Here is a 21,587-nt window from a genome sequence, read left to right as displayed (position 1 = left end):
GCTAAGGGTGGATTCTGAAGATAACGAGCCAGAAATAATTGAGGACGATAAGAGCGAAAAGGTTGAAGAGATTCCAGAAACTCAAGACATCGTACGCTTAATCCCTACTCTTGAGAACACGGACAGTCTCAGTCATTATATCCGTGAGATTAATAAATTCCCTATGCTTGAATCTCAAGATGAATATGAGCTTGCGAAAGCTTGGGTTGAAAAAGCCGATAATCAGGCAGCTAAAAAAATCGTTCAAAGCCATCTTAGATTGGTTACAAAAATTGCTGCCGGTTATAAAGGGTATGGTTTGCCTATCAATGACCTAATTGCCGAAGGTAACATTGGTATTTTACAGGCTTTGCGTCGTTTTGATCCTGGTAAAGGATTTCGGTTTTCTACCTATGCTATGTGGTGGATTAAGGCTAGTATCAAGGACTATATTATGCGCACTTGGTCCTTGGTAAAGATAGGCACTACTGCTGCTCAAAAAAAACTATTTTTCGGACTAAAAAGTACAAAAAAAAAACTCGGACTCGGTGAGGGGGTCGGTCTCACCCCAGAAACTGCTGAAAAAATAGCTCAAGAACTTTCTGTCACTAAAGAAGAAGTTATGGAAATGGATAAAAGGCTTAGTGGAGCTGATTATTCACTCAACGTTTTTGTAGGCGAAGACAATGAGTCCGAATGGCAGGATTGGCTGACTGACGAAGAGATGAGTCACGATCAGAAATTAGCGGAAAAAGATGAACTTGATAAGCGCAGGCAGCTTTTTGAGAAAGCCTTGGATTGTCTTGATGAACGCGAGCATGTGATTCTATCAGCACGTCGTCTTCATGAGCCTCCTAGAACTTTGGACGAAATTTCTCAAGATTATAACATCTCTCGAGAAAGAGTACGTCAGATTGAAATGCGTGCTTTTGAAAAGCTGCAAAAGCATATTCGCGATCAAATCTCAAAGCAAATTAGGCTTTAAAGCTTTACTTTTCTAATCGCTCATAATTGCCCAAGAGAGTGGCCTCAGCCAAAATATGTCCCTTCATGGCTGTGCGGATTTCATTTTTAGTAGCACCGATATTAAGATCGAGAATAATATCAATGGCATACAATCTAAAACGGTATTGATGTTCCATATCGGGAGGACAGGGTCCGCCATAATCATTTCGCTTCCAACTATTAGCGCCAGCTTTTGTTCCTTCTGGAAGATTTTTGGTGTTTTCTAATAACTCAGAAGTTGACGCAGGGATATTGAACAGCAACCAATGATCCCAAAAACCTACGGGAGCATCGGGATCATCAACAATCAGAACAAAACTTTGGGTTCCTTTTGGGGCTCCCGTCCATTTTAAAGGAGGAGAATAGTCTTTTCCATCACATGTATAGGTACTTGGAATTTTTCCCATATGTTGAAAAGCTGGACTCATAAGCTGCATAATCATTACCCCTGTATGTAAAAAATTAGCCATCTTTAATCCTTGATTGCTGTCTTTAGAATAGCATTTTTTTATTGAAGAATGCATACCCTAAAAAATCAATATTTATCAACCATACACCCATACTTGTTAATTGACAAAATTTTTTACCTCATAGATGAGCTAAAGTAGAGAAAGGAAGCCAAAGTAATAGAGAATCTAAAGGGAGTCTTGTTATTTCATTTTGCAGAGGGTGTTGTTTCTTAAAAATGATTTACTTTTTTCTTCAATTCCCTCGAAAAACTCACTATGCTGAGGACCAAATTTAACCTTATGGATGGTGTATGACAGAGCTTTTAAGCGAAACTCCTGGAGATCAAACCTATCGGGTTGCTGCCCGCAAATACCGCCCTAAGACCTTTGATGCCCTGATAGGCCAAGAAGCTATGGTCAAAGTATTGACTAATGCTATTACCTTAGGTCGATTACCCCACGCAATTTTATTAACAGGAACGCGTGGCGTGGGTAAAACCACTACAGCACGGCTTTTGGCGCGTGCACTCAATTGTGTAGGTGCTGATGGTCAGAGTGGGCCAACGCTTTCGCCGTGTGGCATTTGTTCTTCTTGTGTGGCGATTGATCAGGATGCTCATTTGGATGTAATTGAGATGGACGCAGCTAGTCGTACGGGAGTGGATGATGTTCGTGAAGTGATAGAAGCATCGCGGTATAAAGCTGTCTCAGCGCGTTATAAAATCTATATTATCGACGAAGTGCATATGCTTTCCAAAAGTGCTTTTAATGCCTTGCTTAAGACTTTGGAAGAACCACCGCCCCATGTGAAATTTATCTTTGCCACCACAGAGATTCGTCGAGTACCTGAGACAGTTTTATCGCGCTGCATGCGTTTTGATCTAAGGCGCGTGGACGTTCCAGTCCTGATGGAGCATTTGCAAAAAATTTCTAATCTAGAAGAAGCCAGTATTGAGCCTGAAGCTTTGGCCCTTTTAGCGCGCGCAGCAGCAGGATCGGTGCGTGATGGCATGTCATTATTAGATCAAGCGATTACGCTTAGCGAAAAAAAAATTACACGTCAAAGCGTACAAGGAATGCTTGGTTTAGTCGATCAAAGTAGCTTGCTGAACCTCTATGAAGGAATCATAAAAGGGGATGCAGGGCTTTGCCTCAAGGTGTTTCAATCGTTCTATGGTGATGGAGCGGATCCAGTATTGTTGATCGAAGATTTAATGTCTTTGACTCACACGTTGCATGCTTTAAAAATTGCTCCTGAAACTTTGAAAGATCCCAGGTTTTCTGATGAAGAAATGGAGCGTTTAAAAAATTGGACAACGCAACTTTCTGTGCCTATGTTAAGTCGTCTTTGGCAAGGATTACTTAAGGGATTAGAAGAAATGAAACAAGCCCCCAATGTAGAGATGGCTGGCGAAATGGTGTTGATTCGTCTTTGTTATTTGCAGAATCTGCCTACGCCTAGTGAAGTGATTCAGCAGCTCGTAAAAATGCCGGAAAGAGCGAATGCCAATGCGCAAACACAAACATTCTCTGAGCCCTCAATCGCTCAAGAAATACCCTCATCGCCCATGATAAAGGCAGTCTTGGCAGCATTCCCTGGGGCGAAGATTGAATCTCTCGCATAATCATATTGTTTGAAAGGAATAAAGAATGAAGAATATTGGCAATATCATGAAACAAGTGCAACAAATGCAAGCTAAAATGACAGAAGTCCAAGAAAAGCTGGGCAGCATGACTGTTGATGGTTCTGCTGGTGGTGGCATGATCAGTGTTGTGGTCAATGGTAAAGGCGAGCTCAAGAGTTTGAAAATTAATCCTGAACTTTTGACTGGTGAAGATAAAGAAATGTTGGAAGATTTGATTGTAGCTGCCGTGAATGATGGCAAGGCTAAGGCCGAAGCCATGGCGAGTGATGAAATGTCAAAAGTTACGGGCGGCATGGGGCTGCCTGGTGGTATGAAACTCCCTTTCTAAGAGTAAAAACGATCCATGAGTCCCCATCTGCAAAGTCTTATTCAGCTGTTATCGAAACTGCCAGGATTAGGTCCCCGTTCGGGTCGGCGAGTAGCTTTACATTTGGTAAGACATCGTAAAGAATTGATGAAGCCGTTAGCTGAGGCCATGATAAATGCTGCTGAGCGCATTCAAAGCTGTACTATCTGCGGGAATTTAGATGCAATTAACCCTTGCGGATTCTGTGAAGATAAAAACCGTGATTCAACTCAATTGTGTGTGGTGGAAAATGTGGCAGATTTATGGGCATTGGAACGTTCAGCCACTTTTCGGGGACGCTATCACGTTTTGGGAGGGACTCTCTCAGCCATTGATGGGGTAGGGCCTGATGATTTGCATATTCCTCAACTCATTGAACGAATTGAGCGTGAGGAGGTTAAAGAAGTTATTATGGCACTGAATATGACTGTTGAAGGACAAACGACAGCTCATTATTTGGCTGAGCGATTGGTTGATTCCGGAGTCCTTTTAACGGCTCTAGCCCATGGTGTTCCTTTAGGGGGTGAACTGGATTATTTGGATGAAGGAACAGTAGCTCGGGCTCTCATAGGTCGGCAGAATCTATAAAGTTTAGCCTCTTTCATTACGAGCAAAGCGATGTGGTCCAGAAAAATAAGCTTATTTTCGTATCTTTATTAGAAAAACACGATATCTCTGTTTTGGACAGTATCGATCAAATTCTTTGTCTAATCATAGAGTCGAAATCTGCGTAGCAATTTCCCTGACAAGCGTGACAAGTTTTAGGATAGATCTCTCTTTTTCTGCGTAAGCGATCCATATTGTATTCTTGTCTTTCTTTATTACTCATAGGAAAGCTGGCGCGACGATTTTTTTCTGCGCGTTTTGATTTTGATGCGTCAAAGCCTCCTGAGATTAATGGTAAGGGAGCGCTCTGACGACGCTTTGAATGGGGTAATTCCAGAAAATTAACGCGTCTTTGGTGAGGAGGGACTGTCACTCCAAAGTCTTCTTGATCTTCAGTACTGGCCCTATCGAAGTAATTTTCCGTCTCTATAGTTGCTAACTGAAGCATAGCAGATCTAGGACCTGCTTCATCATCAAGATCATCATTGGAAGTTTCATTTTTTTCTTCATGTTCGGAAACATCAGGCAAATCGAGCGCTTGAAACTCTTCATTATCCTCGTAACCGCCTTGATCCCAAAAATCGACTTGTTCAACGTGGGCTTGTTGAATTTCTATAGCACCATCATCCTGCAGCCCATTTTCACCGAGATCTTGATGCAAGACAACTTCAATTGGATCATCTTGAAGATCATCTTCAGCGAGCTCTTGATGAAGAACCTCATTAGGCACTTCCTGATCATCTTCGACTAGGTTCTGCTGAAAGACCATATTAATAATATCTTCCAAGGCGTCTTTTGAATTTATTTCAGAAATTTTAATGGGATAAACGTTGCGAAGAAGTTGGATTTGATGTTCTTCGGTAGGAAAGGAAGGTACAAAAGAATAACGAAAGGACAAAGGTTGTTTAGGCTCGTAATCTTCACTATATCGGTGCATCGTTTTAAGGTGGGGAATAGCTGATAAATTCTGATCGTTTTCTTTAGATAATCTAAAGGGAGCATCATTAAAACTTCCAAAAAATGTCTTTTTTAATCGAGAAAATGAGGCGTTGTCAGAGGATTGAAAACTGAAAGAAGAATTTTTAAAAAATGTTGATTGACCCTCAAGACCATGAGTGCCATCACCGGTGGAATAAAATTTTAAAATAGGTAAATCATTATGATCATGAGAGTGAGAGAAGGTCGTGATCATAACGGCAAAAAGCGCTACAGTAAGTGAAGAAACTGCGGTGCTTGATAATTTGAAAGTATTAAGCATAAAATTTAAAGACCTAACTAGATGTGATGTGGAAAATAGTTTAAAAGTAATCCATTTGTCAAATACATAAAATAGATACATTTTTGTAACTAGACATTTAATAAATTGATTTTTAAATAATTTGGTTAAAACCACAGCATTTATTTGCAATATAGGCAAATTTTATATTGAAAGAAGAGTAAACATTGAATTATGCACCAATGATCATCGGGATTAGCGGTATTTCGGGGGCAGGAAAAACGACTTTTGCAAAACATTTGTCCCAGAGTAATAGTTGGACGGCAATATTTTGGGATGACTTTGATGGTATATCATCGAGTCCCGATAATCTTGTTAAATGGTATAAGCAGGGAAAAGACTATGACGAATGGAATTATCCTGATCTAGCCAGAGTATTAGAGGAACTTAAAAACAGAAACATTATACCGCATCCTGTTCTCAAAACAGAGTTGCAACCAACAAACATCATTGTTTTTGATGCACCATTAGGACGATTGCATGAGCAAACAGGACAATCTATTAATCTATGGGTGCATCTCGAAGTACCACTCGATATTGCTTTAGCACGTAGAGCTATTCGAGATTATAAAGATAAGCCTCTAAAAGAGAATTTTTTCGAGGATCTCGAGTGTTATTTGAATGAGTCGCGACCATTGTTCTTTGATAGTGATTTGAAAGAGAAAGCAGATTTGGTGATTGATGGAACGTTAGATGTTTTAACGCAAGCTGAGCAACTTAAAAAATATTTAAAGGAATACAGATGACTCTCTTAAATCGATTACTAAAAATAAGATCATTTTTCTTAGTGCTTGTTTTATCAGCGTGTACGTCTCAGCCAAAAGAATTCTTTTTGCGAGATCAAGAAGAAACGTTATGGACTCATCTGGAATTAGGTGCTGGAAATTATGGTAAAGATGGTCATACAAAAAAATCACAACGTATGACCACTTTGATGGCTTTAATGTATGTAAGTTCTGCTCATAATTTTGTCGACCAATTAAATGAGAGAGATCCCTGTTTGTATGACCCAAAATATCAGTATGCGGTTTTGTTTTGGACATTGGATAGACTTGTTGAACGATATGGGACCAAGGGTGTTTTTCATATAAATGATTTGTTTGAAGAATATGCGCAATATGCGGTAGAGCAACTATCAAAGTATGCACATGAAAAAGGATATCATGATATTCTTATTCAAGCAGTACCAGGAGATTATACAAAAATTTGTCCCTCTCAAACTTTAAAGCTGTTTCAACGCACAAAATACGATAGCGTTCATTTGAAAAACCCTGAGGTGTCATTTTATCATGTAGCAATGGATGGTGATAATATGTATACGAATGTGCAAGGTCGAAACCAAGCACGAAAAAGGTTACAAAAATTGGCCAATTTATCTGATAATGGTCTCTATTTCTTTTCTATCTACACCGGTAATAATTTTATTCCAGAGATTGAGAAAAAAGAATTTATAAATAAAGGGATTTTTTATCGAGAAACAAATGCATGGGGGCCTGTCCCTTATTACTTTCCCGAAGGAACGACGATCGATATAAAACACGGGAAAGTATATTATATAGAGAGCAATCAAGAATTTAATCAAGATGATTGTCAATGAAGATAAATATTCATTTATTACACCAATATCCTCAATATATTCCTCGCTTAGCTCAAATATGGCAGGAAGTTTTAGGAGAGCGATGGTTGCCTGGCATTCCTCTCAAAAACATTGAAAAGAGATTTCAAGATCATTTGAATACTGAGACATTGCCATTGACTTATGTAGCGCTTGAAAACATGACGCCTGTAGGCATGGTAAGTTTAAGAGTCACTGATGGGGTAAGACCAGATCTCACGCCTTGGTTAGGATCTTTGGTTGTTGACACTGCTTATCAAGGTTTAGGCGTTGGAAAATCTTTGGTAAAAAAGGCTGAAGAAAAAGTAAGAGAAATGGGCTTTGAGAAACTTTATTTGCTGACTTTTGATACCACCCTTGAAGGATGGTACGGGCAAATGCAATGGAGTAAAATTGGTTATGATCAATTGCAGGGAAAACTTGTCACGTTGATGTCGCTAGAGTTATCCAAATCTTTTAAAAACGTGTGAGAATGCCTACGATAGTGCCACTGAGGCAACTAGAGAGAGTACCCGTTAAGACGGCTCTAAATCCAAGTTCAATGATTTCGTTGCGACGCGTGGGAGCCATAGTGCCAATGCCGCCGATTTGAAATCCAATACTGCTGATGTTAGCAAAACCGCAAAGAGCATAGGTCATAATGAGACTGCTATGATTGTTCAAGAGACCTTTTGGTAGAGCGGCTAGACTTATAAAAGCCACAACTTCATTCAGTACAGTTTTTGTGCCCAGAAGATTTCCAGCGATCTTTGCTTCTTCCCAAGGAATGCCCATAAGCCAAGTAATGGGAGCCATGATCCAACCAAAAATACGTTGCAAAGTAAGCACTTCTCCGCCAACGTGTGGCAAAAGGTTAAAAAGAGAATTCACTAAAGCAACTAGAGCAAGCATCACGATAATAATTGCCAATATATTGAGAAACAACTTCATTCCATCGCTGGCTCCTTGAGAAACAGCTTCCATAAAACCATTGAATTTATAAGGCACCACTAATTCACCGGATGTGTCTTTACCTACATGGGGGATCATAAGACGTGAAATAGTAATGGCAGCAGGAATGCTAATAAGAGATGCAGTCAAAATATGCACGATGGGATTTGGGATAGTGTTTTCCAAAATATTAGCATAAACGACCATAATAGTTGCTGACGTGGTGGCCATGCCTGCTGTCATAATTGTGAAAAGTTCACTACGAGAAATATCAGCGAGGTAAGGACGAATGAGTAAGGGAGCATCAGTTTGTCCTAGAAAAACTTTGGCTGCTGAGCATACGCCGAGAGCACCTCCCACATTCAATGTACGATTTAAAGCCCAGGAAAATCCTTTGACAATAATTGGTAAAATGCGCCAATGAAAAAGAAGCATAGCGAGCGAGCTGACGACAATAATCATAGGTAAAGCGTTAAAGGCAAAGATAAAAATATTGGCACTCTCCTTTAGTGCAAAAGGTAAATCAGCTCCTCCCAGATATCCAAAGGCAAATTTAGTGCCTTCTTGGGTAGCCATTTTAAGAGCATTTACGCCTCGACTGAGGAGAAGAAAGAGACTTTGAACATAGCTTATTTTGAGAATCAAAAAAGCCAGAAGAAATTGAAGCCCTATACCTAAAACAACGGTCTTGAGTCTGACAGCTTTACGATTTTCACTTAAAAGCCAAGGGATACATAGGAAAACCAATACTCCAAGAAAACCCTGAAAAACCGTTAGATAGGACTCCATACGATGTATCCTCTTTTGATTGGATTTTTTAAGAGTCATACTCTAGACAAAAGAGAATTGCAATTTGTTTGGTAAACGTGTCAGATGGGAACAGAAGAGGAAATATAAATGCTAGACATAACTTTTATTCTGATCCTTTTAGGATGTATCGGAGTGACTTTTTTGCTCACTCATTTTTTTCACAGATCTCGCTTTGGTTCTTTGGAAGCAAAAGGAAAGAGAGCGCAAGAGTTAGAGGATTCACTAGTTTTGCTTCAACAAAAGTATATGGAAGCGCAGACAACTAAGGCTTCTCTTGAAACTGCTTTGATCAAGAAAGAAGAATCATTCCAAGAGAAGATTAAAATTTTGGAAGAAGCTAAAAAGCATTTAAGTGATGCATTTACGGCTCTTTCTTCAAAAGCCTTAGAGCAAAATAACAAATCCTTTTTGGAGTTGGCGCAGCAGACGCTCATGAAATTTCAGGAAACAGCTAAAGGTGATTTAGCATTGAAAGAAAAGGCCATATCAGAACTTGTGTCTCCTTTAAAAGAATCTTTAAAAGGCGTTGATCAAAAACTGGCTGAGCTCGAAAAGGAAAGATCTACAGCGTATCAAGTGTTGCGGCATCAGGTGACAGAAATGATTTCTTCTCAAAAAGAGTTGCGTCAAGAGACAGCTAATCTGGTTAAAGCTTTACGTACACCGCATGTAAGAGGACGCTGGGGAGAAATGCAATTAAAACGGGTTGTTGAGATGAGTGGTATGACAGCTCATTGTGATTTTATTGAACAGCAATCCATTGATGGAGACGAAGGTCGTTTACGTCCAGATATGATTGTAAAATTACCGGGAGGCAAAAAAATCATTATTGATGCAAAAGCTCCTTTATCTGCATATCTGGAAGCTTTGGAGTCAGTGGATGATGAAGCGCGTATTGAAAATTTACGTGCACATGCGCGACAAGTAAAAACCCATATTATAGCTTTATCAAGCCGTTCCTATTGGGATCAGTTTAAAGAAGGAGAAACTCCAGAATTTGTCGTGTTATTTCTTCCAGGTGAAACATTTTTTAGTGCTGCACTTGAACAAGATCCAACTCTAATGGAATTGGGGGCTGAAAAGCGCGTTATCTTAGCAACACCAACAACCTTAATGGCACTGCTCCATGCCGTTGCCTATGGTTGGAAGCAGGAAAAAATTGCTGAAAATGCGCGTGAGATTAGTGATTTGGGAAGAGAGTTGTATAAACGTCTTTCTGATATGGGAGGGCACGTTGCAAAGCTTGGGCAGGATTTAGGCGTTGCTGTAAAGTCTTATAATAAGGCTATAGGAACACTTGAAAGCAGAGTAATGCCGCAAGCGAGACGATTTCGAGAATTAGGGAGTGCTCCTGACAAAGAAAACATTGATATTTTAGAGTCTCTTGATCCTCAGATACGTGAGCTTCAAGCTCCGGAGTTTCAAAGTGACGTCATCTCTCATGAAACAAAGCAACCTCTTTCTTTTATAAAGCGTTCTCACACTGAGCATCCTTGAGGATAATTTTATCCAAGCGCCTTTTCAAAGCCTGATCGAACTGATAAAATCACCTTTAAATCATATTATAAAGGGTGAGTTCTCTTGGGTAATTTTGAGATAAATAAAATAATTATGGCTTTGTTATTGGCTCTCTTAATTTCAGTGATTGCAGGCATCGTTGCGAATCATCTTGTTGAACCTGAAAAATTAGCAAAAAATGCTTACGAAATTGAAGGTGTTGAAGAATCAGGAAGTGTGACGGCAGTTTCTGGGCCTGATGTTGCTGAACCTATAACTCCTCTTTTAGCCAAAGCAAGTGTAGAAAATGGTCAGAAAGTAGCTCAAAAATGTTTACAATGTCATACCTTTGAAAAAGGTGGACAAAACAAAATTGGTCCCAATCTTTGGGGAGTAGTTGGAGCAAAACATGGACACGTCGATGGCTTCGCTTATTCATCAGCGCTTACTCAAAATCCTGGAACTTGGGATTATGAATCCCTCAATCATTTTCTCTACAAACCTCGTGAGTATATTAAAGGTACAAAAATGTCTTTTGTTGGACTTAAAAAAACTCAAGATAGAGCTGACTTGATCGCATACCTTCGAACGTTGAATGATTCCCCCCTTCCATTGCCCGCTAATTAGGATATTACAATGCGTCTATGGTTGTCATTTTTAACGTTCTTTTTGATTTTTGCATCTTTAACCCAAGCAGCTGATAAAAGTCTTGGGGTTAAGCATGGTATTTCATTATTCAATGCACCCTTACATTATCCCAAAAACTTTACTCATTTCGATTATGTGAATCCCAATGCACCTCAAGGGGGAGAAATAGTTTTCAGAGCTATTGGAAGTTTTGACTCGTTTAATCCTTTTGTTGTGAAGGGAACGCCTGTTGCGGGAATGACGATTCTTTTCCCATCTTTAATGCACGCTACTTTATCGCGCAGGTCTTATGATCGTTCTCAAGAGGATTATGGTTATGCGGCAGAGACCATTGAGTGGTCTGAAGATAATACTTGGGTGATTTATACGTTGCGCTCAGACATAACATTTCATGATGGTTCTCCGATAACTGCAGATGATGTGATTTATTCCTTTAATACGCTGATTCAAAAAGGGAGTCCTCTTTACAAGTCCTATTATCAAACAGTGAAAAACGTTGAAAAGTCAGGAGAACGAGGGGTTAAATTTACTTTTATTAATGGTGACAGTCGTGAGCAAGCGATGATTGTGGGGGAGATGCCCATCTTATCAAGAGCTTATTATGAAAAGGTGGGCTTTGAAAAAGCTGATTTAACGCCGCCTATTGGCAGCGGTCCTTACAAAATTGAAAAATTTGAAGCTGGTCATTCAATCACTTACGTAAAAGTTGATAATTGGTGGGGAAAGAATTTAGCAGTCAATAAAGGGCGATATAATATAGAACGTATACGATATGATTATTATCGAGATGACATTGTAGCTTTTGAAGCTTTTAAGAGTGGTGACTACGATGTGCGTATTGAATCTTCAACAAAAAACTGGGTGAAGGGATATGATATCCCCCAGATAAGTCGAGGAGATATTATAAAGCTGCAAGTAAAGGATAAGAATCCTAGACCTGCTCAAGTCTTGATTTACAATACGCGTCGTGAATTGTTTAAAGATAAATTATTCCGTCAAGCTCTGGTGTACGCTTTGGATTTTGAGTGGGCCAATAAAAATCTTTTTTATAGTTTTTATAAAAGACTCAAGAGCTACTTTGAAAATTCTGAGTACGCAGCAACAGGTCTTCCTCAAGGAGATGAATTAAAATTACTGAATGAGTACAAAGATAAGTTACCTTCCGAAGTATTTACGACAGTGTTTTCTCCCCCTATTTCTGGATCACAAGAAGCGCTTAGAAAGAATTTAGGAATTGCCGAATCACTCTTAAAGAAAGCTGGATTCGAAGTTGATCAAAAAAGAAAAGTTCTGACGGACCCAAAATACGGTAAGCCTGTGAAAGTTGAGATTTTGATACAAGATGCAAACCTTCAGAGAGCGCTCCATAATTTTATAGAAAACCTTAGAAAAATTGGCATTGAGGCGACATTGCGTATGGTAGATGCGGCTCAATATGAACGTCGCATTGAGAATTATGAATTTGACATCTGTATGCAAGTGATTCCTCAAAGTAGCTCTCCTGGTAACGAACAGAGGGAGTTTTGGGGGTCAGATAGAGCAGATATTGTTGGTGGTCGTAATTATGCAGGGATCAAAGATCCTATTGTTGATGCGCTTGTTGAAAAACTGATTGATTCTGATGATCATGACACGCTCGTGCAAAGAACTCGCGCTCTTGATCGTGTGCTTCAATGGGGATTTTATACCATTCCTCTTTGGTATTCTGATACAACTAATATTGCCCATTGGAAAAAAGTCCACCATCCGGATAATTTTCCTGAATATGGAATCGATATTGATGCCTTTTGGGTGGATCAAAAACCTGTGAACGAAAAGTAATACTGAATGATTTCTTACGCTCTGCGTCGTTTTCTTTTATTAATTCCAACCTTATTTGGAATTATTTTAATCAATTTTATCATTATACAAGCAGCTCCTGGCGGTCCTGTTGAGCAGATGATTGCGAAAATTCGTGGCACAGCAGTCGGTGCTACAGCGCGTTTTGCTGGTGAAGCTGGCGATTTATCGGTCTCTAAAATTGATACTTTTAAGGGAGAGGAAATGGCATCCAAATATTCAGGTTCCAGAGGGTTAGATCCTGAATTTATCAAGCAAATTGAAAAGATGTATGGCTTTGATAAGCCAGCGTACGAACGGTTTTTTATTCTACTGAAAAACTATGTAACGTTTAATCTTGGACAAAGTTATTTTCGGGATATCTCAGTTGTGGATCTGATCAAGGAGAAACTTCCTGTTTCATTATCCTTAGGCTTGTGGTCGACATTAATTATATATCTTGTCTCTATTCCTCTTGGAATTCGTAAGGCAGTGAGAGATGGTTCAAATTTTGATGTTTGGTCGAGTACTGTGATTATTATTGCTTATGCCATTCCAAGCTTTTTGTTTGCAATTTTATTGATTGTTTTTTTATGTGGGGGAAGTTTTTGGTCCATTTTTCCTTTAAGAGGGCTCGTTTCTGATAACTGGGCGACTTTGAGCTTGGGAGGGAAGATACTAGATTACTTTAAACATATTACTTTACCAATTTTTGCTCTCGTTATTAGTGGGTTTGCGAATCTAACATTTTTGACTAAGAATGCATTTTTAGAAGAAATCAACAAGCAATACGTGATTACGGCAAGGGCAAAAGGCCTGAGTGAGAGAAAGATTCTTTATGAGCATATCTTTCGTAACGCAATGCTCGTAGTTGTTGCGGGGTTACCAGCGGCTGTTATTCATATTTTCTTTACGGGATCTCTTTTGATTGAAGTAATTTTTTCACTCGATGGAATTGGACTTTTAAGCTTTGAAACCGCTTTAAATCGTGATTATCCCGTTGTGTTTGGAACGCTTTATATTTATACACTTGTTGGTCTGTCTCTCCACATTATTAGTGATTTGGCGTATATGTTTGTGGATCCAAGAATTGATTTTGAAAGGCGTGTGGGTTAGATGGCTCTAATCAATTTTTCTCCCCTCACGAAAAAGCGATGGCAGCATTTTAAAGCTAATCGAAGAGGGGCGTGGTCTTTAAAGATTTTCCTCTGTCTTTTTCTTGTGACATTATTTGCTGAATTTATTTGTAACGATAAACCTTTGTTAATTCGATACGAAGGAAGCTTTTATTTTCCGATTTTTGTTACCTACAGTGAACAAGATTTTAAAGGAGATTTTGAGACAGAAGCTGATTATCGAGATTCATATTTAATTGAAAAGATTAAGACCAAAGGCTGGATGATATGGCCCTTGATTCCTTATAGTTACAATACCATCAACTACGATCTTCCAAGTCCCGCTCCTTCTGGACCAACTGCAGACAATCTTTTAGGAACGGATGATCAAGGACGTGATGTTTTAGCAAGGTTGATTTATGGCTTTAGGATCTCTGTCTTGTTTGGATTAATTCTAATGGTTTTCGGTTCAGTTATCGGTGTATTGGCAGGTGGAATTCAGGGATATTTTGGTGGGCGACTGGATCTTATTTTGCAGCGTATTATAGAAATTTGGGCGGGAATGCCGACGCTCTATTTACTTATTATTTTAAGTAGCCTCGTCGTACCAAATTTTTGGTGGCTCCTTGGCTTTATGTTGCTTTTCAATTGGATGGCATTAGTTGGCGTTGTGCGCGCTGAATTTTTAAGAGCACGTAATTTTGATTACGTAAAAGCTGCTCGCGCACTCGGAGTGCCAAATTTTAAAATTATGTTTAGACACGTGTTGCCTAATGCTATGGTAGCAACGATAACTTATTTACCTTTTATTCTCAATGGGGCCATTACTACTTTAACCTCATTGGATTTTTTGGGTTTTGGTTTACCGCCTGGATCTCCTTCATTAGGAGAAATGTTAGCTCAAGGAAAAAACAATCTGCATGCACCGTGGCTTGGTATAACGGCATTTATGGCCATTGCAGTAACTTTAAGCTTACTGATTTTTATTGGGGAGGGAGTGCGTGATGCCTTCGATCCTCGAAAGACGAGTCGATGATCATGGCAAAGGCGAATTCTTCAATCTTGGAAGTCAAAAATTTACATGTAAGCTTTGGTAAATCTGATCAACAGTTCAATGCGGTTAAAGGAGTATCTTTTAATCTTAAAATGGGAGAAACGCTGGGGATACTTGGCGAAAGTGGTTCTGGAAAATCTGTAACGGCTCTTTCAATTTTGCGTCTTCTTCCTTATCCGTTGGCTCACCATCCTCACGGAAAGATACTTTTTGAAGGTGAAGATCTTCTTCAATCGTCATCTTCAAGAATGCAAAAGATTCGGGGTAATGAAATATCGATGATATTTCAGGAACCTATGACATCGTTGAATCCTCTCCATACTTTAGAAAAGCAAATAAGTGAGGTATTGATTCTTCATCAAGGGATTTTGCGAGAAGAAGAACGAAGAAAAAAAATTATTGAACTCATGAAGTTAGTGGGGTTTCACGATGGAGAGCAACGTCTTTCATCTTATCCTCACCAACTTTCGGGGGGGCAGCGCCAAAGAGTAATGATCGCCATGGCCGTTGCAAGTCGTCCGAAAATTTTGCTCGCTGATGAACCCACAACAGCTGTTGATGTAACGACTCAGGCAGCCATCCTGGCCCTTTTACAAGATCTTCAAAAAAAGTTTGGGATGTCTCTTATATTGATTAGCCACGACTTGAACGTGGTTCACAAAATGGCAGATCGTATTTTGGTGATGCAAAATGGTCAGATCGTTGAAGAAGGAAGCGTTAAGACTGTGTTTGCAAAACCTAAAGATCCTTATACAAAAACGTTACTCAGAGCTGAACCATCAGGAAAGGCGATTTCTCTTAAGAAATCAGCGCGTAGTTTGATAAAGGCCAATGATCTACAAGTGAACTTTTCTATTAAGCACGGCTTGCTTCAAAAAGTTGTGGGGACTGTGAAAGCTGTTGATCATGTGTCATTTGAGCTAAGAGAAGGTGAGACTCTAGGTATTGTGGGAGAAAGTGGTTCGGGGAAAACTACGCTTGCAATGGCTATTCTTGGTCTGCAACAGTATACGGGTCGTGTTTATTTTGAAGGAAATTCTATTACTGATCTTTCAAATAAAGCTTTGAGGTCTTATCGACGTTTCATGCAGTTGGTTTTTCAAGATCCTTTTGGCTCTTTAAGCCCACGTTTAAGTGTGAGTGAAATTATTGGAGAAGGACTTGAAGTTCATGAACCGACTCTTTCAAAAAATGAGCGCGAAAAACGGATATCTCAATCTTTAAAAGAAGTAGGGTTAGATGAGCGTACGCGCCATCGATATCCCCATGAATTTTCAGGTGGACAGCGTCAACGTATTGCTATTGCTAGAGCTATTATCTTAAAGCCGAAATTAGTTGTTTTGGATGAACCAACATCAGCATTAGATCGCGCAATTCAGAAAGAAATCTTAGATTTGTTAAGGGCATTGCAGAAAGCAAAAGGGCTTTCCTATTTGTTTATTAGTCATGATCTAAAAGTTGTAAAGTCTATGAGTCATCATATTATGGTTATGCATAAAGGAGAGGCAGTTGAGTTTGGTGCAACTGAAGCATTATTTCAACGTCCTAAGCATGCGTATACAAAGACATTACTGAAAGCAGCATTAGATCTTGAAATAAATAATCATGGCTAACAAACTTTTTAGTCTACAGTCTTCTTTTGAGCCAGCGGGGGATCAACCTCAAGCCATTCGCCAGCTGACGGAAGGTCTTAATGCAGGTGAAGTAAACCAAGTTCTTTTAGGGGTTACAGGGTCAGGTAAAACCTTTACAATGGCTCATGTAATCCAAAGTTTGAGTCGTCCTGCATTAATCTTAGCCCCAAATAAAACTCTAGCAGCGCAGCTTTATGGTGAGATGAAAGAGTTTTTCCCTAACAATGCAGTGGAATATTTCGTTTCTTATTATGATTATTATCAACCAGAAGCTTATGTTCCTCGTTCAGACACGTATATTGAAAAAGAAGCTTCCATCAATGAGCAAATTGATCGTATGCGGCACTCTGCAACTAGGGCTCTTTTAGAGCGGCAAGATGTTATTATCGTTGCGAGCGTCTCATGTATCTATGGTATTGGCGCTGTTGAAACCTATAGTAAAATGGTAGTGGACTTAGAAGTTGGCGCTTCTATTGAACAAAGAGAACTCTTAAAACAATTAGTAATACTTCAATATAGAAGAAATGATATAGGGTTTATACGAGGAAGTTTTCGCGTCAGTGGAGATACAATCGAAATTTTTCCATCTCATTTGGATAGTAGAGCTTGGCGAATTTCATTTTTTGGAGATGAAATAGAATCTATTGATGAAATAGATCCTTTGACTGGGAAGAAAGAAGCAACGCTTAATGCAGTGCGTCTTTATGGAAATAGCCATTACATAACGCCACAACCAACGATTCAGCAGGCCATTAAGCAGATTCAGGCAGAGCTCAAAATTCGTTTAGAGGAATTCGCGGCTGCTTCAAAGCATATTGAATATCAGCGCCTTAAGGAACGCGTTACTTTCGATATTGAAATGATGGCTGCTACAGGGATGTGTCCCGGCATTGAAAATTATTCCAGATACCTGACAGGTCGTGCACCAGGAGAGCCTCCGCCAACTCTATTTGAGTACTTACCTAAAAACGCCCTTCTTCTTGTTGATGAAAGTCATGTTTCTGTTCCTCAGATACGAGGGATGTATAAGGGAGATGCTTCTCGTAAATCGACGCTTGCTGAATATGGATTTCGTTTACCTTCTTGCGTTGACAATCGACCATTAAAGTTTGAAGAATGGGAGAAAATGCGTCCTCAGACAGTGTTTATTTCAGCAACACCAGGTCCTTGGGAATTAGAACAGACAAAAGGGATTTTTACAGAACAAGTGATTCGCCCCACAGGTCTCATTGATCCAGTCTGTATTGTGCGTCCAACGACGCATCAGGTTGATGATCTAATGGCTGAGTGTAGAGAAGTTGTAGCCAAAGGGTATCGTATTCTTATTACAACATTAACTAAAAAGATGGCAGAAGCGCTGAGCGAATATTTAAATGAAACAGGAGTTAAAGCTCGTTATATCCACTCTGATGTTGAGACTCTGGAGCGCATAGAAATTATCCGTGACTTAAGGTTGGGGATATTTGATGCTTTGATTGGCATTAACTTATTGAGAGAAGGATTAGATATTCCAGAGTGTGGGTTAGTGGCCATTTTAGATGCGGATAAAGAGGGATATTTGCGTTCTAAAACATCTTTAATCCAAACGATTGGACGAGCGGCGCGCAATGTTGATGGTCGAGCTATTCTTTATGCAGATATTATGACCCAGTCGTTAACCGCCGCTTTGGAAGAAACCAGTCGTCGTCGCGAAAGACAACAAGCCTATAATGCGGCCTATGGTATTACGCCTGAAACAGTTAAAAAATCAATCAACAATATTCTAGAAAGCGTTTATGAGCAGGATCATACAACCATCGACCTTAATTTACCCGAAGAAATGCAGCTGCAAGGAAAAGATGGAAAACAAATGATGAAAGAGTTAGAAAAGAAGATGTTGGCAGCAGCAAGTAATCTTGAATTTGAAGAAGCTGCAAAATATAGAGATGTTTTGAAGCGTCTAGAAAATCAAGATCTTGAAATTTCTATCACTACAAATAGAACAAAATTTCAAAAAAGACGTCGTTCGTAACTGTCAAAAATCGTGATTTCCAGCTTTAATAAGAGTTATTTTACATGAAAAACTATATTCCAAGGTCTTAGATTGCATATTTTTGAGAAATAGGTTAAATTTTATTCGAGTTTTATTAATAAAGAGGAGTTTTCTATGAATTTAAAAACATTAATGGCAGTATTGTCTATTCCTATGGCTTTAGGTCTTGCCGCTTGCGATAACAAAGAAGCTAAAAAAGAAGAAGCAAAGATCGAAGAAGAAGGCAAAAAAGTTGAAGAAAAAGTTGCTGAAGTAGGCGAAAGTGCAGTGAATACAGTTGAGCAAGAAGCGAAGAAAGTAACTGAAGAAGTTGAAAAAGCTGCCGAAAAAGCAGAAGAAGTGGTAACTCATAAGCCTGAAGAAAAAGAAGCAACGGCTGGTGAATCTCAATCTGAAGAGAAAAAAGCTGAAGAATAAGAACTTTTAGACTCTATTTAAAACCCGAGAATTTAAAAATTCTCGGGTTTTTTTATATTGAAATAGCAATATTTGTTATCTTAAGCGTCTAAAATGCTTTCAATCCACTTGATCGTTTTGTGTGTGATGAGTGCACCATGGGATTCACTCTTAATGACAACTTCAGGAATTGTGAAGAACCATTGGAAGGCTTCACGCCATGTACTTTGATAGGATGGAGCTATTTTGTTGAGTATGTTATCTATGATTTTGAGTCCTTTAACAATAGGTCTTGCTAAGTATTGTTCTGTAATAGGCCAGGGATTGTGAGAAAAAAACCTAGGACCATCTGTGATAATGCCAATCAGACGTTTGCTTTTTTCAGAAATAATGGGGGCACCACTGTCTCCTCCAGTAGGAAAACCAGTTTTATTGCTTCCTGTTTCTTTCATAAAATTGGTTTCAAGATTTAGAGGAAGACACATGTCTTTAGGAAGGTTCGAAGGACGTTGATAGAGGAGAATTTCTACTTTTGAGAATTTTAGAGGAACTGCAAGAGGTAAGTAATTGCTGCGTTTTAAATATCGAGCTTGATTTTGAGCATTAAATTTTCCATAGATGCCACTGCCAATAACGACACTATTAATTGGGCCTGTCTTAATTTTTGTATCAAGTGTGGCGGGCTTAATTGGGGGGAGTGTTTTTAACTTTAAAATGGCTATATCAAAAGAATGAATGATGCCTTGGAATAGGTCAAAATGAGGATGAAGATGAATTGAATCGACTTCATAGCACTCTTCAGTGGCATCAAAGTACACTAACCCTCCTTCTTTGCCTTTAGCTACGTGAGCTGCAGTTAAAACACACTTTTTGCCAGATTTAGTTTTTATATAGACACCTGAACCATTGCTTCTTTGATCTTGAGAATCTTTGAGTAAAACACTACAAGCATAAGGGTGGGATTGAGCTTTTTTATAATGCTCTTTGGAGTCATTTTCTTCATGGATTAAAATCCCAAAGGTTGCAGAGGTATAAAAATTGAATGTCACTAAAAGAATTAAAAATAATGATTTTTGATACATGGGAGCTTAAAAAATTGTTAGCAGTAAAATTATCCAACAGTAAATTGTAAATCTCTGAAAAGCAATATTAAAATAATTTGTATTTTATATTAATAAATGTGGAAATTAATTCATGCGTAAGTATCAAATATTTGTATATATTTTTGCTTTGCTTTTTTCTTGTGTCTCTCAAGCTTCTTTTGTTTTTAATAGAACTAATGCTCAATTAGTCAATACACCACTCTTATTGTTATATGCTGAGTATAGAAATGGTGTGAGGGCTGGATTATCAAAGACGGAAAACGGTAGCTTTGAGAGGGCTTTAAGGCTTCATGCTCAAAGCTTTTCTTCCCACTGGCAAGTCATTGTTAATGAGATACGTGGTTCCTATTTTTATGGAGCTGAATTCCATCCAGATGTGTTTATTCATCGATTTAAAAGTCTAAAAGATCGAGAAGATTTTTTTGAAAGGTATACTAAAAATTATGAAGAAAAGATTAGAGCTTTATCATCGTCCCAATCTCCAAGAACGCATAAAGGCTCAACGGGTTTCTCTCATGGATCCTATAACTTAAGCACTTATACAAGATTAAAAGCTGAAGCTGAGAGATTAAAAAAAGTAGGGCCAGATCGATATTTTAAAGTACTCCCAAATGCTAGTCCTTTCCAGGTTATGGGGAAAAATCGTTCCAAAAATAGGGGGGCAGGAGAAGCTGTCGTTGTGATAGATGATTTTTCAAAGAGCTATTGGAATGAAATCCTAACTTTGCCTCAAGAGTTAAAGGGGAAATTGAGCAGGAATATGAGACAATTAGGTCTTCGACGCGTGTTCTTTCGCAGTCATTCACTCAGTATAACAAGCTTAATTACCAGCCGATACGGATATGCGCCCAGGGCAGAAATAATTCCCATTGAATGGTATTTTACTAATCGCTCTTTCCAAGATGATATTAGATCTCTGCCAACGTCAGCACGCGTTGTTAATATATCTCTAAGCAAGGTGAAGTTTAAAACTTTAGAAATTCTCTATCCAGGACGCATAGTTGTTCTATCAGCAGGTAATGCGTCTTTAAATATGACGCAGATTGATTATTGGAAGGAAATTAGAAGAGGGATTGCGAAAAATTCTTGGATAAAGAATCATTTAATTATTGCTCTTGCTGTAGGCCCCGATGGTAAAAGTCTCGCGAGCTTTAGTAACTTTCCTGGAGATGACGATGACTTTCAGGATATAAGTTTTTGTGTATGTGGAGAAGATGTTCAAGCCCATGCGCCTATCTGGAATAAGTTTTCGCCAGAAGTAGAAGAAATTTCAGGAACATCGATGTCTGCTGCTCTTCTTTCAGGGATGATTACTGCTCGATTTTCTGATCATTCTGAGGAAACACCATCAGGGGTACTCTCGAAGCTGAGAGCGAGCACTAAGAAAATTGGTAACAATCGTTACTTTGGCAGAGGGTTAGTGAGTGCAGAGTCATTTTTGGAGAATGATTAAACAAACGTGATCCGCTCCTACTCTTTCGAACAAAGCCATCACCATCGTACAGTACAAACTAATTTGTACTAATCTTGGCAGAAAAAACTTGACATATTGATAAATATAGATAGGTTATTCTAAATAAATCATAAAAATCATGCGGATGTTGTGTAAAGCTTAAGAACAGGAGAGA

The 21,587-nt window shown here is 38.9% G+C and carries 20 protein-coding genes; 16 read left to right on the top strand and 4 right to left on the bottom strand.

Annotation, left to right across the window (positions count from 1 at the left end; genetic code table 11):
• The first annotated feature begins 7 nt into the window (after positions 1 to 7).
• Positions 8 to 964: an RNA polymerase sigma factor RpoH gene (rpoH, locus tag GQ61_RS04150; protein WP_232317338.1), complete on the top strand. Its 957-nt coding sequence runs from the start codon at positions 8 to 10 to the stop codon at positions 962 to 964.
• 4 nt (positions 965 to 968) lie between these two features.
• Here rpoH and GQ61_RS04145 read toward each other — a convergent pair whose 3' ends face one another.
• The gene (locus GQ61_RS04145) at positions 969 to 1,454 is read right to left on the bottom strand and encodes a YbhB/YbcL family Raf kinase inhibitor-like protein (protein ID WP_198157410.1); all 486 of its coding nucleotides are present in this window, start codon (positions 1,452 to 1,454) and stop codon (positions 969 to 971) included.
• Positions 1,455 to 1,744: 290 nt separating this feature from the next.
• Here GQ61_RS04145 and GQ61_RS04140 point away from each other — a divergent pair, with 290 nt between their 5' ends.
• From GQ61_RS04140 to recR, 3 genes are read left to right on the top strand one after another with little or no spacing between them, the layout of a single operon-like run.
• Positions 1,745 to 3,058, top strand: a complete 1,314-nt coding sequence (locus GQ61_RS04140) for a DNA polymerase III subunit gamma/tau (protein ID WP_085784106.1) — start codon at positions 1,745 to 1,747, stop codon at positions 3,056 to 3,058.
• A 25-nt stretch (positions 3,059 to 3,083) separates the two neighbouring features.
• Positions 3,084 to 3,407: a YbaB/EbfC family nucleoid-associated protein gene (locus tag GQ61_RS04135; RefSeq protein WP_085784105.1), complete on the top strand. Its 324-nt coding sequence runs from the start codon at positions 3,084 to 3,086 to the stop codon at positions 3,405 to 3,407.
• Positions 3,408 to 3,422: 15 nt separating this feature from the next.
• Positions 3,423 to 4,013 (top strand): recombination mediator RecR, encoded by a 591-nt coding sequence (gene recR, locus GQ61_RS04130; RefSeq protein WP_085784104.1) that lies wholly within the window; start codon positions 3,423 to 3,425, stop codon positions 4,011 to 4,013.
• A gap of 106 nt (positions 4,014 to 4,119) precedes the next feature.
• Here the strand turns inward: recR and GQ61_RS04125 are convergent, their stop codons facing one another.
• A complete protein-coding gene (locus GQ61_RS04125) occupies positions 4,120 to 5,289 on the bottom strand; it encodes a hypothetical protein (protein ID WP_085784103.1) in 1,170 nt (389 codons plus the stop codon).
• Positions 5,290 to 5,474: 185 nt separating this feature from the next.
• Here GQ61_RS04125 and GQ61_RS04120 point away from each other — a divergent pair, with 185 nt between their 5' ends.
• The 3 genes from GQ61_RS04120 to GQ61_RS04110 are packed head-to-tail and all read left to right on the top strand — an operon-like array spanning position 5,475 to position 7,392.
• Complete coding sequence (locus GQ61_RS04120) at positions 5,475 to 6,053, top strand: AAA family ATPase (RefSeq protein ID WP_157111141.1); 579 nt, start codon at positions 5,475 to 5,477, stop codon at positions 6,051 to 6,053.
• Positions 6,050 to 6,904 carry a hypothetical protein gene (locus GQ61_RS04115; RefSeq protein ID WP_085784102.1) on the top strand — a complete coding sequence of 285 codons (855 nt, stop codon included), beginning with the start codon at positions 6,050 to 6,052 and terminating at the stop codon, positions 6,902 to 6,904. The genes GQ61_RS04120 and GQ61_RS04115 overlap by 4 nt, the downstream gene beginning before the upstream one ends.
• Positions 6,901 to 7,392: a GNAT family N-acetyltransferase gene (locus tag GQ61_RS04110; protein ID WP_085784101.1), complete on the top strand. Its 492-nt coding sequence runs from the start codon at positions 6,901 to 6,903 to the stop codon at positions 7,390 to 7,392. Before GQ61_RS04115 ends, GQ61_RS04110 begins: the two co-directional genes overlap by 4 nt.
• Here GQ61_RS04110 and GQ61_RS04105 read toward each other — a convergent pair.
• Positions 7,379 to 8,641: a NupC/NupG family nucleoside CNT transporter gene (locus GQ61_RS04105; protein WP_085784100.1), complete on the bottom strand. Its 1,263-nt coding sequence runs from the start codon at positions 8,639 to 8,641 to the stop codon at positions 7,379 to 7,381. The genes GQ61_RS04110 and GQ61_RS04105 overlap by 14 nt on opposite strands.
• 108 nt (positions 8,642 to 8,749) lie before the next feature.
• Here GQ61_RS04105 and GQ61_RS04100 point away from each other — a divergent pair, with 108 nt between their 5' ends.
• The 8 genes from GQ61_RS04100 to GQ61_RS09160 all read left to right on the top strand — a co-directional run bounded on the left by GQ61_RS04100 (position 8,750) and on the right by GQ61_RS09160 (position 18,877).
• Positions 8,750 to 10,159, top strand: a complete 1,410-nt coding sequence (locus GQ61_RS04100) for a DNA recombination protein RmuC (protein WP_085784099.1) — start codon at positions 8,750 to 8,752, stop codon at positions 10,157 to 10,159.
• Between the two features lie 114 nt (positions 10,160 to 10,273).
• Positions 10,274 to 10,786 carry a c-type cytochrome gene (locus GQ61_RS04095; protein WP_085785059.1) on the top strand — a complete coding sequence of 171 codons (513 nt, stop codon included), beginning with the start codon at positions 10,274 to 10,276 and terminating at the stop codon, positions 10,784 to 10,786.
• A 9-nt stretch (positions 10,787 to 10,795) separates the two neighbouring features.
• Positions 10,796 to 12,628, top strand: a complete 1,833-nt coding sequence (locus GQ61_RS04090) for an extracellular solute-binding protein (RefSeq protein ID WP_085784098.1) — start codon at positions 10,796 to 10,798, stop codon at positions 12,626 to 12,628.
• Between the two features lie 6 nt (positions 12,629 to 12,634).
• Positions 12,635 to 13,741: a microcin C ABC transporter permease YejB gene (locus GQ61_RS04085; protein ID WP_085784097.1), complete on the top strand. Its 1,107-nt coding sequence runs from the start codon at positions 12,635 to 12,637 to the stop codon at positions 13,739 to 13,741.
• Positions 13,742 to 14,776: an ABC transporter permease gene (locus GQ61_RS04080; protein WP_085784096.1), complete on the top strand. Its 1,035-nt coding sequence runs from the start codon at positions 13,742 to 13,744 to the stop codon at positions 14,774 to 14,776. It abuts the gene before it with no gap.
• On the top strand, positions 14,773 to 16,407 hold the full coding sequence (locus tag GQ61_RS04075; protein ID WP_085784095.1) for an ABC transporter ATP-binding protein: 1,635 nt from the start codon (positions 14,773 to 14,775) through the stop codon (positions 16,405 to 16,407). Before GQ61_RS04080 ends, GQ61_RS04075 begins: the two co-directional genes overlap by 4 nt.
• Positions 16,400 to 18,439 (top strand): excinuclease ABC subunit UvrB, encoded by a 2,040-nt coding sequence (uvrB, locus tag GQ61_RS04070; RefSeq protein WP_085784094.1) that lies wholly within the window; start codon positions 16,400 to 16,402, stop codon positions 18,437 to 18,439. Before GQ61_RS04075 ends, uvrB begins: the two co-directional genes overlap by 8 nt.
• Before the next feature lie 135 nt (positions 18,440 to 18,574).
• The gene (locus tag GQ61_RS09160; protein ID WP_157111140.1) at positions 18,575 to 18,877 is read left to right on the top strand and encodes a hypothetical protein; all 303 of its coding nucleotides are present in this window, start codon (positions 18,575 to 18,577) and stop codon (positions 18,875 to 18,877) included.
• 80 nt (positions 18,878 to 18,957) lie between these two features.
• Here the strand turns inward: GQ61_RS09160 and GQ61_RS04060 are convergent, their stop codons facing one another.
• The gene (locus tag GQ61_RS04060) at positions 18,958 to 19,938 is read right to left on the bottom strand and encodes a trypsin-like peptidase domain-containing protein (protein WP_085784092.1); all 981 of its coding nucleotides are present in this window, start codon (positions 19,936 to 19,938) and stop codon (positions 18,958 to 18,960) included.
• Positions 19,939 to 20,050: 112 nt separating this feature from the next.
• Here GQ61_RS04060 and GQ61_RS04055 point away from each other — a divergent pair, with 112 nt between their 5' ends.
• The gene (locus tag GQ61_RS04055) at positions 20,051 to 21,412 is read left to right on the top strand and encodes a S8/S53 family peptidase (protein WP_085784091.1); all 1,362 of its coding nucleotides are present in this window, start codon (positions 20,051 to 20,053) and stop codon (positions 21,410 to 21,412) included.
• The last annotated feature ends 175 nt before the right edge of the window (positions 21,413 to 21,587 follow it).

It is taken from the genome of Candidatus Nucleicultrix amoebiphila FS5 (assembly GCF_002117145.1).
In the GTDB taxonomy this organism is placed as follows: domain Bacteria; phylum Pseudomonadota; class Alphaproteobacteria; order Caedimonadales; family Nucleicultricaceae; genus Nucleicultrix; species Nucleicultrix amoebiphila.
The sequence above is the reverse complement of the archived record's forward strand: the minus strand, read 5'-3'. Positions and strand labels throughout refer to the sequence as shown.